Origin of the sequence: Brucella pseudintermedia, assembly GCF_008932435.1 — a bacterium.
Taxonomy (GTDB): Bacteria; Pseudomonadota; Alphaproteobacteria; order Rhizobiales; family Rhizobiaceae; genus Brucella; species Brucella pseudintermedia.
This window is the reverse complement of record NZ_WBWE01000009.1, coordinates 14388-29714: the sequence shown is the minus strand read 5'-3', so window position 1 is coordinate 29714 and position 15327 is coordinate 14388. Positions and strand designations below refer to the sequence as shown.

The window sequence follows — 15327 nt, the reverse complement described above, 5'->3', positions numbered from 1 at the left end:
TCTGGGCTTTTTTAAGGTTACTTTAATCCGGCTCTATTTTCTTTCAGCGATACTGCGGATGCGATTGCGCAGAATCCGGGCCAGATTGCGCGTCCGCTGATAAAGGTGGATCTGCGATGCGGCCTGGCGAACCAGCTTGTCGGTAGCCGGATTGAGCCCGATGACCAGAGTTTCGATCGTTTGGCGCGAATCAAATAGCCGCGTCATAACTGGATGGTCAGGCACCGCACAGGAATCGGTGCGGTTGATGTTTGGATCGTTGAGATGGTTCTTTACGACTTCAATCATCAGAAGCACGCCGGGCGACCAGGCGTTCAGGCTCTCGTCATAGGCCGTCTTCCAGGTCCAGGCTTCCCCTGAAACCGTGAAGACGATCAGGATGGCAATGACCCGTCCGTCAAGTTCAAGCGTGTGTACGCGCACGCAGTCACGTTCGGCAAGATTGTTTACTGCCTCGCGGGCAAAGGCGGCGCGAAACCGGTCAACGGCCATGGCGGTGCCACGCTTGCCTTTCCAGCCACCTGCCTCGAGCGTCAGGAAATGTTCGAAGGCGTGGCGCACTTCGTCGGGCGTGCGGGCGACGCGATAGGCAAGTTCGCCCTTTTCCGCCAGCCTGCGCCACAGGCGATTATAGTCTCGCCGATGGTGTGCGCCGATGGCTTGCCGGATATAGGCGTCGCCGTCCAGATCGCTGTCGAGAAAGGGGCGCTCCTTCTGTTCTATGGCGACCAAAGGCAATTGCCGCCCGACCGCGACCGAACGGATCAGTCGTGCCGCCGGGCCGTCGGCCCGCATCTCCGGCAGGACAAGTACGTCGGGCATCTTGAGGTGCCTGCGTGCAAGAATATCGAACAGATCTTCCAATACGCCGACAGGATCGTCCTGGTCGATGAGCGGTGTACCCTGTGGTCCGAAAGGTGTCGACCAGGCACGAATAACGGGCGTTGAAAGCGGCAGGCCGGGGCGCTCGATCGTATAGGGCATGACGAAGCGCAGGCGGCTGCGGATTTCGTTCTCGTCGCGCATGACCATGAAGCGAACTTCGCGATCTTCGAGGCGCGGCATGGCCGGCGCCAGAAACCGCGCATTGAAGAACACGTTCGGTTCGACGGTACGGTTGCTCAGATGATCAAGCTCGTCGCGCAATTCAAAGCCCGCCGCCGCGCCATAGATCGCCAGCTTGCGCGGTATGTCGCCACTGTGCAGGCTCTCCTCAAGCTTCTTGAGGGCTTCATGCGCCAGGCCGCTCTCGGATAGTTCCGAAACGATGTGGGCAGCATTTCCGCCTGCCGATTCTTCGAGCAAAGGTTTCGCGGCCATTACGAAGTTCCCTCCGAGGTCTTGGCACGTGGAATGAGAATGAACATGGTTATGTGCAAGGTGCCTGACACGGCGGTCGAGAGAAGTGCGGCCTCCATCAGCATGGCGATGGCGGTCGAGACGGCAGCGCCCGTCAGGCCGAACTGCGGTATCAGCACCAGATTGAGAATAACATTGACGGCGAGTGTTGCTGCATAGAGAAGCGCACAGATGTTCTGCTTCCCCGACATATTGAGAAGGCTTTCCGCCGGGCCAACGCTGGCGCGCGCGACTACCCCGATGATAAGGATGAACAGAAGCGGATAGCCGGCTGTGAAGGCCGGACCGAAAAGCCGTAGCAACGGATACCCAGTCAGCAAAATGACGGCACCGAGGAACAATGTGGGCCAGAATGTCCAACGAACGGATGCTTCCGCAAAGCTTGCAAACTCGGCGCGGTCGCCACTGTGGAGCAAGTCGGAATAACGCTGGGCGACGCTGGCCTTCACCGCAAAATAGACGAAATGGGCCAATGCCATGATCTTCGTTGCGGCAAAATAGATCGCCACATGCTCGGGATCGAGCGCGTGGCCGACCATAAGAACATCGACATTGATGAGCAGGAAGAAAAAACCTTCCACGAGAAAAATCGGCAGGGAGACTTTGATCCACTCGCCAAAACGCCGGTCAGTCGCTGCGGCGGGGATATCCGCTTTCAACGAACGGTCAACTGTCAAAAACTGGCCCGCTGTGGTGATCCAGGTCGCTGCGATCGACAGAGCTAGCGCAACGTTTGCAGTTGAAGGCAATCCCGCCTTATGCGCGATGATCATGAACAGGAGAACCAGGATTGGGCGGACGATATAGCTTGGCGTCAGCGCCATCATGACCCAGGTGCGCGAGCGCGCGATGCCATCCAGCATATTGCCGAGTGCGATCATCGGCAGGCATATAAAGCCAAGGATGAATGGCGCGAGATAATAGCTCGCGACATGGTCCTTGAGCAGAAGCAACAGGCTCGTCCCCAGAAGCGCGAGCAATGTGGCGGCTGTGAAAGCAAAAATGCGTCCGGTCGCAATGATGCCTCGTACAAGGCCGAATGACTGGCGCTGCACATATTCCGGCACGAAGCGGATGATCGTCGTATGCAGTCCGAAACAGGCCAGATCGCCCATGATAATCATGGCCAGCCAGACGAGAACGAAAACGCCGTATTCAAATTCACCCATCCAGCGCGCCAGAATGACCTGAGACAGAAGAGCGATACCAGCGCTTGCCACACGGACTGAAAAGGCTGCGAGAGAAGAGCGCTGTGCGCTCGCCTGCGGTCCGTTGTCCATAAGCACGGCATCCAGCCGCTCCGTCACGGGACGAAGCCTGACCGCGATCCTGCCGGGTAAAAACCGGCTCGCCGTTTCAGCTGCCGAAAACCGCACTGTTTGCCAACCCTGTCTTTGCAGGCCTCTTCGGGCCTGTTCATTTTATACCGGGCAACCCGGCTTTTCGCATCCGCGCTTTGTTGCTCGTCCGCATGGAGACCTTAGGCAAGAGTTCTTTATAAAGAGGAAAAGAAAAAGTCTAATCTTTCCAAGATCGCGAGACATCAAGGAATAGTGAGTATTTTCTAAACGCCATCTATATTTGAGTCATCTAAATTAAAGCGAACATAGAGTTGGTTCCATCTGTCAGCGCAGATCGCTGGCTGAACGAGAAACCCCGGCAAATTGCTTGCCGGGGTTCGTTCATTGAAACGATGGTCGAGCTTGGCTCACATCACTCGAAGGCGCCGTGGCAATGCTTGTACTTCTTGCCGGAGCCACATGGGCAGGCTTCGTTGCGGCTGATCTTGCCCCAGGTGCGCGGATCGGTGGGATCGCGTTCGGCGGGAGGCACGCTGCGATTGTCATGCTGGTGCTCCGACCAGGCCGCTTCGTCGAAATCGTTTTCACCGGTCGTGCCATCGATATGACGGCCGGTCATCGGTGGCAATTCCGGTTCGGGCGGCGCTTCGCGAACGATCTCTACGCGCATCAACTGCGAGATAACGACCTCGCGCAGGTTGGCAAGCATCGACTGGAACAGTTCAAATGCTTCGGTCTTGTATTCGTTCAGCGGGTCGCGCTGTGCATAGCCGCGGAAACCGACAACCGAACGCAGATGGTCGAGATTGACCAGATGCTCACGCCAGAGATTGTCCAGCGACTGCATGATGACCGACTTTTCGACATAGGTCATGATCTGCGGGCCAAAACGTTCGGCCTTTTCGGCAGCAGCCTTGTCGGCGGCTTCCTTGATGCGGTTCTCGAACTCTTCTTCCGCGATACCTTCTTCCTTGGCCCATTCCTCGACCGGCAGGTCGAGATTGAGCTTGGAGATGATGTCTTCCTTCAGTCCGGCGATATCCCACTTTTCCGCATAAGCGTCTTTCGGAATGCGGAGCGCAACCATGTCCTCGATGACCTCATGGCGCATTTCGCCGACGGTCTCGGTCAGGTCTTCCTCATCCATCATTTCCAGACGCTGTTCAAAGATCACCTTGCGCTGATCGTTCATCACGTCATCGTATTTCAGAAGGTTCTTGCGGATTTCGAAGTTGCGGGCTTCGACCTTCTTCTGTGCCTTTTCAAGCGCCTTGTTGATCCAGGGGTGGACGATGGCTTCGTCTTCCTTGAGGCCGAGCTTCTGCAGCATGCTGTCCATACGGTCGGAACCGAAGATGCGCATCAGGTCATCCTGCAACGACAGGAAGAATTTTGAGCGACCCGGATCGCCCTGACGGCCCGAACGGCCGCGCAACTGATTGTCGATGCGGCGGCTTTCATGGCGCTCGGTGGCGAGAACGTAAAGCCCGCCTGCGGCGAGGGCCTTTTCCTTCAACTGGGCGATGTCAGCCTTGATCGCCGCAATTCTGGCATCGCGTTCCGGACCTTCCGGCACATCGGCAAGTTCCTGCCGGACGCGCATTTCCAAGTTGCCGCCGAGCTGAATGTCGGTGCCGCGACCGGCCATGTTGGTGGCAATCGTGATGGCACCCGGCACACCGGCCTGAGCGATGATGTAGGCTTCCTGCTCGTGGTAGCGAGCATTCAGAACCTGAAATTCCTTGATACCTTCCTTGCGAAGGCGTTCGGCCAGTTGTTCCGACTTTTCGATCGAGGTCGTACCGACGAGGATCGGCTGGCCCTTTTCGTGGGAAGCGCGGATATCGCGCACAATGGCGCGGTATTTTTCTTCGACGGTGCGATAGACTTCATCGTCTTCGTCGATGCGCTGCACCGGCAGGTTGGTCGGGATCTCGAGCACTTCGAGGCCGTAAATATTGCCGAATTCTTCCGCTTCCGTCGCCGCCGTACCGGTCATGCCCGACAGCTTGTTGTACATGCGGAAGTAGTTCTGGAAGGTGATCGAGGCCAGCGTCTGGTTTTCCGGCTGGATGGTCACATGTTCCTTGGCTTCCAGCGCCTGGTGCAGGCCTTCCGAATAACGGCGGCCCGGCATCATGCGGCCGGTAAATTCGTCGATGATGACGATTTCGTCATTGCGGACGATATAGTCCTTGTCGCGCTGGAACAGCTTGTGGGCACGCAGCGCGTTGTTGAGGTGGTGAACGACCGCGACATTCTCGATGTCGTACAGGCTTTCACCCTTGAGGTGGCCCGCAGCTTCCAGAAGCTGCTCGACCTTCTCGGTACCGACTTCGGTGAAGATGGCGGTCTTCTGCTTCTCGTCGATTTCAAAATCTTCCGGCTCAAGGGCAGGAATGAAGGTGTCGATGAGATTGTAGAAATCCGAGCGATCTTCCAGCGGGCCGGAAATGATGAGCGGCGTGCGGGCCTCGTCGATGAGGATCGAATCCACTTCGTCGACAATGGCGTAATTGTGCGGGCGCTGCACCATCTGGGCGCGCTCATATTTCATGTTGTCGCGCAGATAGTCGAAGCCCAACTCGTTGTTGGTGCCATAGGTGATGTCGCAGGCATAGGCGGCGCGGCGCTCATCGTCGTCGAGGCCGTGCTTGATGACGCCCACAGTCAGGCCGAGGAAGTTGTAGAGCCTGCCCATGGTTTCGGCGTCGCGGCTGGCGAGATAGTCGTTGACCGTCACCACATGCACGCCCTTGCCCTCAAGCGCGTTGAGGTAGACCGGCAGCGTCGCCATGAGGGTCTTGCCTTCACCGGTGCGCATTTCGGCGATGCCGCGCTCGTGCAGAACCATGCCGCCGATCAGCTGCACGTCGAACGGGCGCATACCCAGCACACGCTTTGCGGCTTCGCGCGCCGTTGCGAAAGCATCAGGCAGAAGAGAGTCGAGCGTTTTGCCTTCAGCCAGCGCCGCACGGAATTCGGCGGTCTTGGCCTGCAATTGCTCATCGGTAAGATTTTCGTAATTCTTCTCGATAGCAGTAATTTGATTAGCCCGCTGGCGCAGGGTTTTCACGCGGCGGTCGTTGGATGAACCGAATATCTTGCGGGCGAGGCCGCCAAAGCTGACCATCACTGGTCCTTTCCTGTCCGTTCAGCCGGAAGCGCTTCCGGCAATGTCGAATGCTTTATTCACGCGTATTGAAACAATTGCAAGAAAACTGCGCTGCGAAAGCTGCCAGATACGGCGCATTTCCGGCGCAATTCCCCCGCCCCTTACTGGACGTAAAGCCGAAGGACAGATAAGAGGGGCTTCGGGCGATGTCAACGTTGCTCTAAAGGCTCGAAATCCTTTCCTTTGTTGCAATATTGAAGGTATCCGGGCCAAATTCCGCCGCATTCATCGGGCCGGTAAGCGGTCACGAAGGGGAGAATTCCATATGAAAGCCATTCTGAAAGTCCCTTATCGCAAGGCTCTCGCTGCTGTCGGCATGTCTCTGGCGGCCTCGGTGGCACTGGCAGGCTACACAGGCGCCGCATTCGCACAGGATGCCGGAAAGCCTGCTGCTGCACCGGCTGCAGCGCCCGCAGAAAAGGAAGACCCATCGAAGGTTCTGGCGACCGTCAACGGCAAGGACATCACCGTTGGTGAGGTCGATCAGGCTGCTGGCGATCTCGATCCGCAGTTCTCTCGCCTTCCTGCCGAGCAGCGCCGCCTGGCCGCGCTCGCTGCCCTGATTGACATCAAGGCAATGGCTGGCGAAGCGGAAAAGGAAAAGCTCGATCAGTCGAAGGAATTCAAGGATCGCATGGAGTTCCTCCGTGAACGTGCGCTCCATAACGAATATTTCAAGGATGCCGTTGTCGACAAGATCAGCGATGACGACGTTCGTGCGCGCTACGACAAGGAAATTGCAGCCATGCCGCCGCAGGTGGAAGTGCGGGCGCGTCACATCCTCGTGAAGACCAAGGAAGAAGCCGAAGCCATCATCAAGAAGCTTGAAGGCGGCGCCAAGTTCGAGGACCTTGCCAAGGAAAGCTCGACCGACGGCACGGCTTCCAACGGCGGCGACCTCGGCTATTTCACCGAAGGCCAGATGGTGCCGGAATTTGAAAAGGCTGCCTTTGCGCTGAAGCCCGGCGAATACACCAAGGAACCGGTACAGTCCCAGTTCGGCTTCCATGTCATCCAGCTGGAAGACCGTCGCACAAAGCAGCCTCCGGCATTCGATCAGGTCAAGGACCAGATCCGCTCGATCATCATGCGCGAGCGTTATGTCGAAACCGTCAAGAAGCTGCGTGACGGCATGAAGATTGACTACAAGGACCCGGCCGTCGAGAAGGCCATGAAGGATGCTGCCGCTGCCCAGGAAGGCGCGGACACGGATGACGGGCCGGAAGACGCTGCTCCGCAGCAGTAAAATCACGCTTCAAGCATCGACGCCCCGGCTCGCCGGGGCGTTTTTTATTTCCATCTTGCGTTTCCCGCTTGATTTTAGACCGCAAACCTTTCCAATGCGCGCGTCAGGCTTTTGAATCCGAAAACACGTAACAGCCATTTGATGGCATTGCGATTTCCGGATTTTCTACGAAACCGCATCCCATTGAGGCACATATGTCCGCGTCAGTTTCTCCGCTCGCACCAAAACACTATCCCACCATGCCGGTTGTCCATGGCGTGCGCATTGCCACTGCCGCCGCCGGGATCAAGTATAAGGGGCGAACGGATGTGATGTTGATGGTCTTCGACCGGCCAGCCGAAGCCGCCGGCGTCTTCACGCGTTCGCTTTGCCCGTCGGCGCCGGTCGATTTTTGCCGCCGCAATCTCGTGCACGGAAAAGCCCGCGCCGTCGTCGTCAACTCCGGCAATGCCAATGCCTTTACCGGCATCAAGGGTCGCGCGGCGACGGAGGCAACGGCTGAAGCCGCCGCCGAAGCGGTCGGTTGCGCCACGACTGATGTGTTTCTCGCTTCAACCGGCGTGATCGGCGAACCGCTCGATGCTGCCAAGTTCGCCCATCTGCTTGGCGACATGAACAAGGATGCGGTCGAGGATTTCTGGATCGAAGCCGCCAAGGCAATCATGACCACCGATACCTATCCGAAAGTTGCGACCGAAACGGTGCTGCTCGGTCAGGTCCCGGTCACCATCAACGGTATCGCCAAGGGCGCAGGCATGATTGCGCCGGATATGGCGACGATGCTGTCCTTTGTTGTCACCGATGCGCCGATCAAGGCGCATGTGCTGCAAAGCCTTCTGTCGAAGGGGGTCGGCTCGACCTTCAATGCCGTGACGGTGGATAGCGACACATCCACATCGGATACGCTGATGCTGTTTGCCACCGGCACGGCGGCGGAGCGTGGTGCCCCGGAAATCACCGATCCTGCCGACAAGCGGCTCGGAGAGTTCAAGAAGGCGCTCGGCCGCCTCCTGAAATCGCTGGCGTTGCAGGTCGTGCGCGACGGCGAAGGCGCGCGCAAGATGGTGGAAGTGGAAGTGACAGGCGCAAAGTCTGCGGGTTCCGCCAAGAAGATCGCGCTTTCCATCGCCAATTCGCCGCTGGTCAAGACGGCCGTCGCCGGAGAGGACGCAAATTGGGGGCGCGTGGTCATGGCTGTCGGCAAGGCTGGCGAACCTGCCGACCGTGACCGGCTCGCGATCTGGTTCGGCGATATTCGCGTTGCGCATCAGGGCGAGCGAGATCCGGCCTATTCGGAAGAAGCGACCTCCGCCTATATGCAGGGCGAGGATATTCGCATTCGTGTCGATCTGGGTATAGGCAAGGGCAAGGCAACCGTCTGGACCTGCGATCTCACCAAGGAATATGTAGCGATCAACGGCGATTACAGAAGTTGATCGAACCGATGGAACAAAACAGCACTCCAAGCCTCGCCATCGTTCGCCAGCTGGAAGCCGTCGGCTTCCGTGCCTGGCCCGCCACATCGGTCCATTATGACGGCACATGGGCGATACGCATGACCGCTGCGCATCCGTCCCGGCGTCTCAACTCGGTCAATCCGCTCGATCCCGGCGACACACGCGATATTCCAACGCGTGTTGAACTGGCGGCGCAGCGTTTTCGCGCCTATGGCCGGGTTCCCTGCTTCCGGCTTTCGCCGCTCGCACCGCGCGAGCTCGAGGATTATCTCGAAGGGCTCGGCTGGAAGCGGCGGGACGAAACCATCGTGATGACCGCAAATCTCGAGGAACTCGATCTGTCGAACGCCGTTGACCAGATTCCCCTGAAAGACATTGGCCGTTTCGTGGATGCCTCGCTTTCCATCCACGAAAGGCCCGAGGATATGCGCCCCGGTTTTTCCGAGCTTCTTACCAATGTTCGTCCGAACAAGGGCATGTTCGTGCTGGAAGAAGGCGGGCGGGCCGTATCCAACCTGCTTTGCGTGCAGGACGGCGTGATGGCGGGTCTGTTCGATGTCGGAACGCTGCCGGGCGCAAGACGTCGCGGCCACGGGCATGCGATTGTCGGTTCTGCGCTCAAATGGGCGGCAAAGCTTGGCGCGAAGACGGCGTGGCTGCAAATCGAGGCGGACAATGTGGCCGGGCTTGCGCTTTACGGGAGCTTCGGCTTTCAGGAAGCCTATCGCTATGCCTATCGGGAGAGCAGCGAGAAATGACCGAGGTGAAGGAACGCCGCATTCTACTGGTCGCGGCTTGCGCGCTGGTCGATTCGGATGGGCGGGTTTTGCTCACGCAACGCCCGGAAGGCAAGCAGCTTGCCGGGCTGTGGGAATTTCCCGGTGGCAAGGTGGAGCCGGGCGAGACGCCCGAAGAAACGCTGATCCGCGAACTGCAGGAGGAAATCGGCATTACCACGAAAGCGGCCTGCCTTGCGCCGCTGACCTTCGCGAGCCACACCTATGATGATTTTCATCTGCTCATGCCGCTCTATGTCTGCCGCCGTTATGAAGGCATTGCGAGGGGGCTCGAAGGGCAGGCGCTGAAATGGGTTCGCCCGAAGGATATGCGCGACTATCCGATGCCGCCCGCCGACGAACCGCTGATCCCCTTCCTGCTTGATCTTCTGTGAGCCGGCTGCCTGCGCCAGCTGTGGAAAAAGGTTGGCAATATCTTACGATTTCGCTGGCCGGTTAATCTATGATTCACTCCGTTGAGGCATTCTCGTTTGCGAGTTGCCCCGGAGTCTTGAAGCATGAGTTTCGACAACAATTATTTTAGCGCCGACCACAACGAATATACGGCCAAGCCGCTAACCAAGGCCGGTCGTGGAATCCTGCGCGTTGTTCTGTTGTTCGGCTCTGCCGTTGTCGCTCTGGCTCTTATTATCGTGCCGGTTCTCAACGATCAGGCAAACAAGGTTGCAGCCCAATCAGTGCTTCCAGCCGGGATCGACCGCACCATGACCGGTTCGATCAAGCGTAGTGTCGACACCCAGCCGCACGCAGCAGGCCAGACCTATACGGTGCGCAAGAGCGTGCTTCAACCTAACCCCAATTCCGTCTGCATCATTGAGGCCGACGGCAGCCATCGCGGCGATTGCTAACTTTCTTTCGCATGTCTTACTCCCAAAACCGGTTCCCGCGTTTGGGAGACATGCTTTATTTTTCTTCCGCCTTTTTAAGCGCTTCCGCCAGCGATGTCTTTGCGGAGCCCGGCTTCAACGGTTTTTGCTGCGATTCATGCGGCGCCCAGCCTGACAGCCAGATGATGGAGAAGGTGGCGCGGATGCGACCGTCCGGGTCAGAGAACCGTTCTGCATAGATTTCGGCGGCGCGCAGGAACAGACGTTTTGAAACCGGCTTCCGGGACCGGTCGCGCAGGATGTTCTGCATGCCCATGGCGCGCAAGTCGGCCATCAGGTTGAACAGCGAATCATAGCGCACAGTGATATTGTCGACGTCCGTTACGGGCAGGGCGAAGCCCGCGCGTTGCAGAAGGCCACCCACATCGCGCACGTCCGGGAACGGAAAAATGCGCGGCGAGGCACCGCCGGTTAGTTCGATTTCGGCCTGAAGAAGGCTTTCGCGGAGTTCTCCCAGCGTTCCGCTGCCGCTCAAGGCCGCCAGAAAAAGCCCGTCCGGTTTCAGCGCGCGGGCGACCTGCACCATGGTGCCTGGTGTATCGTTCGTCGCATGCAGTGCCATCAGCGATACCACAAGATCGGCACTGCCGGGCTTCAGCGGAAGTATCTCCTCATCACCGACAATAGCCAGGAATGGACCTTGCAAAAAATCCCTGTCGCGTTCGAGGCGGACAATCAGGTCGGCCTTGCCCGACTGCGCAATGGCCGCAGCCGCCGCGCCGGTATGGCCAGCGAGATCGACGGCGATGGAAAAATGGCGCTCCACCGCGTCAAGGCGGTCGGCGAGATCGTCGGCGATGCGCTGCAACAGGAAATCCGCGCCGGGTTCGGCGCGCGCGAAAGCGCGGCGACGAAACGAGAGCAGGAGATCGCGATCGAAAATCGCGCTATCATCGGTCGACGCAGGCATGGATTCCGTCTTCTCTTTCGAGCAAGGTTCAGTACAATCGTTGCGGGGATAGATGCATTCGAACGGGGGCGAATGCAATGGCGGATGACGACAGAACGCATCAAACCTTTTTGCGCAGTACCGGCGAAGAGCTTAGACGGCTGGCCGGAAGAGCCGTTCGCTCGTCGGCTGACATGCTGTTTCCGCCAACATGTATCGGCTGCCGGACGCATGTGTCCGAACCGGGGACGCTATGCCCCAAGTGTTGGCCGGAACTGCGCTTTATAGAAAAGCCCTATTGTCTCGTGCTCGGCATACCGTTCAGTCATGATTTCGGGGAGAATTTCATGAGCGCGGAGGCGATTGCCGATCCGCCGCCTTTCCGGCGGCTCCGCTCCGCGGTTCTGCATCGGGGAGCGGCGCAACGCATGGCGGTTTCGCTCAAGTTTCATGACCGGACCGATCTGGCGCCGTGGATGGCGCGCTGGATGCAGCGTGCTGGCCGCGAATTACTGGATGAATGCGATGTGATCCTGCCTGTTCCTTTGCATCGCTGGCGGTTCTGGCAGCGCCGTTTCAACCAGTCGGCGGAACTTGCCCGCGCGCTCGCGAAACTGGAGCAGAAACCTTTTGCACCGCAAGGCGTGAAGCGTGTGCGCAGGACCGAGCAGCAGATCGGCCTTGGCATCAAGGAACGAAAGCGCAATGTGGACGGCGCGTTCCGCGTGCCGCTGGAACACGAGATTCATGTTCGCGGGCGCCGGGTCCTGCTGATCGATGATGTCTATACCACTGGTGCGACGGTCAAGGCGGTGACGCGAGCCTTGCTGCGTGGCGGCGCGAGAAGCGTTGACGTGCTGACGTTCAGCCGCGTTCTGCCGGATTAAGCTTCGCAACACAGGCTCGTGAAAAGCTTCGGGACTTCCAGATAGCAGCTTTGCTGCTTATATAGGGGACAAAGAATGGAGTTTTTCATGGTTGACGTTACCATCTACACGCGCCCCGGTTGCCCTTATTGCACTAGGGCCAAGGAATTGCTGGCCCGCAAGGGCGTGGAATTCAACGAAATCAATGCGGGCGCAACACCGGAATTGCGCGCCGAAATGCAGCAGCGTTCGGGCCGCAATACGTTCCCCCAGATTTTCGTCGGTTCGGTTCACGTTGGCGGTTGCGATGATCTTTACGCGCTGGAAGATCAGGGCAAACTGGATGGCCTGCTCAAGACTGGTCAACTGAACTGAGGTTATAGGAGAAACCGATGAGCACGTTCCGCGCTGCCGCAATACAGATGCGTTCGGGCACCGACGTCGTGCGCAACGTCGAGGCCCTTGAGAAATTTGTCGCCGAGGCAGCGGCAAAGGGCGCGGCTTATGTGCAATCGCCGGAGATGACCGGCGCCATGATGCGCGATCGGGTTGCCTTCAAGGCGAGCCTTCGCGATGAAGCCAACGACCTTGTTTTCAGGGCGGCTTCGGCGTTGGCGGCGAAGCACGGCATCTTCCTGCACATCGGTTCGACGGCTATTGACGCGGGGGATGGCAAGATCGCCAATCGCGCTGGAATTTTCACGCCCTCAGGTGAAAAGCTCGTAACCTATGACAAGATCCACATGTTCGATGTCGATCTGGACAATGGCGAAAGCTGGCGCGAATCGGCGACCTATGAGCCGGGCAGGGAAACCGTTGTTGCCCAATTGCCTTTTGCAAATCTGGGCATGGCGATCTGTTACGATATCCGTTTTCCGCAATTGTTCCGCGCGCAGGCACTGGCCGGCGCCAATGTGATCACCGGTCCAGCCGCATTTACGAAGCAGACCGGCGAGGCACACTGGCACGTTTTGCAGCGTGCGCGGGCTATCGAAAATGGCGCATTCCTGATCTCGGCCGCGCAAGGCGGCCTGCATGAGGACGGGCGCGAAACCTATGGTCATTCGATCATCGTCTCGCCGTGGGGCAAGGTGCTGGCCGAAGCCAATCATGACGAACCGGCTCTGATCGTTGCCGATATCGATGTGGCCGAAAGTGCTGCGGCGCGCGGCAAGGTGCCGAATTTGAAGAATGCTCGCGAGTTCACCGTGAAGACGGTAACCGCCAAACAGAATGAGGATGCATAAGTCCATGATCCGCTTTTCGCTTCATTGCGATCAGGGCCATGAATTCGAGGGCTGGTTTCGCGACAATGCCGATTTCGACCGGCAGTCGAAAATGAAGCTTGTCGCTTGCCCGGTATGCGATTCGCAAGCTGTCCAGAAATCGCTGATGGCGCCGGCTGTTTCGACAAGCCGCAGCAAGGAAAAGATTGCCATGGCGCTGGGTGACAAGCAGAAGCAGATATTGGATGAAATGCGGGAATTGAGCCGGAAGGTTCGCGAGAATGCGGACTATGTCGGCGATAAATTTGCCGAGGAAGCCCGGAAGATTCATTTCGGCGAAACCGAAACGCGTGGCATATACGGCGAAGCCTCCCGCGAAGATGTGCATTCGCTGCTTGAAGACGGTGTCGACGTCCTGCCGCTGCCGGTGTTCCCTGAAGACAAGAACTGATTGCCGCACGGAGACGAGGCGCATGAAACTGATGGATTCTGCGCCTTTTTTGCTGATCGCAACCGGCACTTTGCTTGGTCTCATTCTGCCGCTTGGCAAGATCGCGGCGCAGGCGGGTATCCCGCCCGCAATCTGGACCTTTCTGTTCTCGGCAAGTGCCGGAATTATTCTGTTCGCCGTTCTTCGTTTGCAGCGAAAGAAGATCGGCTTTTCAGGCGGGCGGCTGCGTTATTATATCTGCACCGCCTTCATCTCCTATGCCCTGCCCAACCTCCTCATTCTTTCCGCTATTCCGCGGCTTGGCGCAGGTTTTACCGGCATCATGTATACGCTCTCGCCGGTGATCACGCTTGTCCTGTCGATGGGGTTCGGGTTGCGGCGCCCCAATGCGCTGGGGATCGGCGGTATAGCTATGGGCTTTATCGGCGCGGTGATGGTGGCGATGACGCGCGGTGAAGTGGGAAAGCCTGCCGATCCGCTATGGATCGCCGCCGCATTGCTCATTCCGGTGTTTCTGGCGATTGGCAATGTCTATCGCACGCTCGACTGGCCGAAAAATTCCGACCCGACCGAGCTTGCCGCCGGAAGCCATCTGGCGTCTGCGCTGATGCTTTGTGCCGGTATAGTCCTGCTCACAGGCCAGTTTCCGATCGAAACACTCACTTTTGCGCCGTGGGCTGCCCTTGTTCAGTCGATTGCATCGGCGGGCATGTTCGCCCTGTTCTTCCGGCTACAGGCGGTTGGTGGGCCGGTCTATCTCAGCCAGATCGGCTATGTCGCGGCCGCATTGGGACTGATTTCCGGAACCCTGTTCCTGGGCGAACACTATCCGCCGCTGACCTGGATCGGTGCGCTGGTCATCTGTGCAGGCGTTGCCATGACAACGCGCGCGCAAAGAGGCTGAGAGCAAGACAGATCAAACGGGCCGTTCGGCCAGAACCATATAGTTCACATCGGTATCGCGGGAGCGGTTCCAGCTGTCGGCCAGCGGATTATAGGTCACGCCAAGCTTGTCGATGAGCCGCAGGCCGCCTTTCGCAAGGGCAGCTTCCAGCTCTTCCGGGCGCACCAGTTTCTCATATTGGTGCGTGCCGCGCGGCAGCCAGCGCAGGACATATTCCGCGCCGATGATGGCGAGGCCATAGGCTTTCAGCGTGCGGTTGATGGTGGCGACGAACATCAGTCCGCCGGGCTTCACCATTTCGCTCGTTGCCGACATGAACAGGTCGACATCGGAAACATGCTCGACCACTTCCATGTTCAGCACCACATCGAATTTTTCACCGGCTTCGGCCAGCGCTTCCGCTGTCGTTGCGCGGTAGTCCACCTCGACGCCGCTTTGTGCCGCGTGGATTTTCGCCACCTCAATGTTCGTGGTGGAGGCATCCGCTCCGATCACGGTTGCGCCAAGACGCGCCATCGGTTCGCAGAGAAGCCCGCCGCCGCACCCAATATCGAGCAGGCGCAGGCCTTTAAAGGGGCGCGGCGCATTGGGATCGCGATTGAACTTGGCGCAGATCTTTTCCTTGATATAGGCAAGCCGCGTCGGGTTGAACTTGTGCAAGGGGCGAAACTTGCCCTGCGGGTTCCACCACTCCGCAGCGATGCGCGAAAAATGCTCGATTTCCGAAGCGTCGATGGTGGTGCGGGCTGTCTCGGTCATTTCATTCTCC

At 58.5% G+C, this 15327-nt stretch carries 15 protein-coding genes; 10 read left to right on the top strand and 5 right to left on the bottom strand.

What is annotated here, in order from left to right; genetic code table 11:
* Window positions 1-33: 33 nt before the first annotated feature.
* From bspF to secA, 3 genes are all read right to left on the bottom strand, one after another.
* Window positions 34-1320, bottom strand: a complete 1287-nt coding sequence (gene bspF / locus F9K78_RS12630; RefSeq protein WP_121984881.1) for a type IV secretion system effector crotonyl transferase BspF — start codon at window positions 1318-1320, stop codon at window positions 34-36.
* Window positions 1320-2735: a lipopolysaccharide biosynthesis protein gene (locus tag F9K78_RS12625; RefSeq protein ID WP_235925419.1), complete on the bottom strand. Its 1416-nt coding sequence runs from the start codon at window positions 2733-2735 to the stop codon at window positions 1320-1322. The genes bspF and F9K78_RS12625 overlap by 1 nt, the downstream gene beginning before the upstream one ends.
* 337 nt (window positions 2736-3072) lie before the next feature.
* Entirely contained in the window at window positions 3073-5793 is a 2721-nt protein-coding gene (gene secA / locus F9K78_RS12620) for a preprotein translocase subunit SecA (protein WP_121984880.1), read from the bottom strand.
* 307 nt (window positions 5794-6100) lie between these two features.
* On the opposite strand from secA, the gene F9K78_RS12610 reads away from it, so the two are divergent.
* The 5 genes from F9K78_RS12610 (at window position 6101) to F9K78_RS12590 (ending at window position 10183) form a co-directional block, all read left to right on the top strand.
* A complete protein-coding gene (locus F9K78_RS12610) occupies window positions 6101-7081 on the top strand; it encodes a peptidylprolyl isomerase (protein WP_121984879.1) in 981 nt (326 codons plus the stop codon).
* Window positions 7082-7275: 194 nt separating this feature from the next.
* Complete coding sequence (gene argJ / locus F9K78_RS12605) at window positions 7276-8517, top strand: bifunctional glutamate N-acetyltransferase/amino-acid acetyltransferase ArgJ (protein WP_121984878.1); 1242 nt, start codon at window positions 7276-7278, stop codon at window positions 8515-8517.
* Window positions 8518-8525: 8 nt separating this feature from the next.
* Window positions 8526-9296 (top strand): GNAT family N-acetyltransferase, encoded by a 771-nt coding sequence (locus F9K78_RS12600; protein ID WP_121985003.1) that lies wholly within the window; start codon window positions 8526-8528, stop codon window positions 9294-9296.
* Window positions 9293-9709, top strand: coding sequence for an 8-oxo-dGTP diphosphatase MutT (mutT, locus tag F9K78_RS12595; protein ID WP_121984877.1), 417 nt, complete (start codon window positions 9293-9295; stop codon window positions 9707-9709). The genes F9K78_RS12600 and mutT overlap by 4 nt, the downstream gene beginning before the upstream one ends.
* 123 nt (window positions 9710-9832) lie before the next feature.
* Window positions 9833-10183, top strand: a complete 351-nt coding sequence (locus tag F9K78_RS12590; protein WP_121982306.1) for a hypothetical protein — start codon at window positions 9833-9835, stop codon at window positions 10181-10183.
* Window positions 10184-10238: 55 nt separating this feature from the next.
* Here F9K78_RS12590 and F9K78_RS12585 read toward each other — a convergent pair whose 3' ends face one another.
* The gene (locus tag F9K78_RS12585) at window positions 10239-11132 is read right to left on the bottom strand and encodes a methyltransferase domain-containing protein (protein WP_121984876.1); all 894 of its coding nucleotides are present in this window, start codon (window positions 11130-11132) and stop codon (window positions 10239-10241) included.
* Window positions 11133-11209: 77 nt separating this feature from the next.
* Here F9K78_RS12585 and F9K78_RS12580 point away from each other — a divergent pair, with 77 nt between their 5' ends.
* From F9K78_RS12580 to F9K78_RS12560, 5 genes are all read left to right on the top strand, one after another.
* Window positions 11210-11998: a ComF family protein gene (locus F9K78_RS12580; RefSeq protein ID WP_121984875.1), complete on the top strand. Its 789-nt coding sequence runs from the start codon at window positions 11210-11212 to the stop codon at window positions 11996-11998.
* A gap of 87 nt (window positions 11999-12085) precedes the next feature.
* A complete protein-coding gene (gene grxC, locus F9K78_RS12575; RefSeq protein ID WP_121982393.1) occupies window positions 12086-12352 on the top strand; it encodes a glutaredoxin 3 in 267 nt (88 codons plus the stop codon).
* 17 nt (window positions 12353-12369) lie between these two features.
* Window positions 12370-13224, top strand: a complete 855-nt coding sequence (locus F9K78_RS12570) for a carbon-nitrogen hydrolase family protein (protein ID WP_121984874.1) — start codon at window positions 12370-12372, stop codon at window positions 13222-13224.
* 4 nt (window positions 13225-13228) lie between these two features.
* Window positions 13229-13654, top strand: a complete 426-nt coding sequence (locus F9K78_RS12565; protein ID WP_121985002.1) for a DUF1178 family protein — start codon at window positions 13229-13231, stop codon at window positions 13652-13654.
* Window positions 13655-13676: 22 nt separating this feature from the next.
* A complete protein-coding gene (locus F9K78_RS12560) occupies window positions 13677-14558 on the top strand; it encodes a DMT family transporter (RefSeq protein WP_121984873.1) in 882 nt (293 codons plus the stop codon).
* 12 nt (window positions 14559-14570) lie between these two features.
* Here F9K78_RS12560 and ubiG read toward each other — a convergent pair whose 3' ends face one another.
* Window positions 14571-15317, bottom strand: coding sequence for a bifunctional 2-polyprenyl-6-hydroxyphenol methylase/3-demethylubiquinol 3-O-methyltransferase UbiG (gene ubiG, locus F9K78_RS12555; RefSeq protein ID WP_121984872.1), 747 nt, complete (start codon window positions 15315-15317; stop codon window positions 14571-14573).
* Window positions 15318-15327: the final 10 nt, after the last annotated feature.